The organism is Bacillus sp. LR--39 (assembly GCF_053613335.1).
Genome location: NZ_JBSIOT010000669.1, coordinates 1 through 805, shown reverse-complemented (window position 1 = coordinate 805; position 805 = coordinate 1). Strand labels below are relative to the sequence as shown.

Here is an 805-nt window from a genome sequence, read left to right as displayed (position 1 = left end):
GACATCATTTTAAGGCTGTTAGAAAATGGTGTCATTACAGAAAGCGAAGCGAAATTGATGGTGAGTGTCATGGACCGTTCTGTTTTATATATTGATTTGCCTGAACGAGACGAATTAAGAGCAAGAATGATGAAAGCCATGCTTACGTCACTTAAATTTAAGTAAAGCGGGTGAGAAGCGTGATATGTCAAGAGTGTAAAGAAAGACCGGCAACTTTTCACTTTACGAAAGTTATTAATGGTGAAAAAAAAGAAATGCACATCTGTGAACAATGTGCGAAAGAGAACAGCGAGTCATATTCTATGAATGAAAGTGGCGGATTTTCCATCCATAATTTATTATCCGGACTGCTTAATTTTGACTCGTCTTTTACAAACAGCAGCGAGGCGCAGCTTTTTCAACAGCCGGATCAGGTTTTGCGATGCAAAAAATGCAATATGACGTTCCCGGAATTTCGAAAAACCGGCCGGTTTGGATGTTCGGAATGTTATAAAACCTTCCACTCCTATATCACTCCGGTTTTAAGAAAAGTTCACAGCGGGAACACGGTCCACGCGGGTAAAATACCAAAGCGGATCGGCGGTAATCTGCATGTAAGAAGACAAATTGAAGCATTAAAAAAAGAGCTGAAAGAATTAATTCAGCAGGAGGAATTTGAAAAAGCAGCCAACATCAGAGATCAGATCAGATCGCTTGAACAAAACCTGAATGCAAACAAGGAGGAGGAGGACTGATGTCACTGCAGCATTTTATTCAGAATGCTTTAAGCAATTGGATGCGGCAAGAAGGCCCTGAGAGTGACATC

General features: G+C 40.7%; 1 protein-coding gene and 1 pseudogene. Both read left to right on the top strand.

The features are described 5' to 3' along the window. Nucleotides 1–165: pseudogene (locus ACWHAR_RS25720) on the top strand (CtsR family transcriptional regulator); the annotation flags it as partial. Nucleotides 166–179: 14 nt separating this feature from the next. Further along, nucleotides 180–734 (top strand): UvrB/UvrC motif-containing protein, encoded by a 555-nt coding sequence (locus ACWHAR_RS25715; protein WP_003178271.1) that lies wholly within the window; start codon nucleotides 180–182, stop codon nucleotides 732–734. Nucleotides 735–805 lie beyond the last annotated feature (71 nt).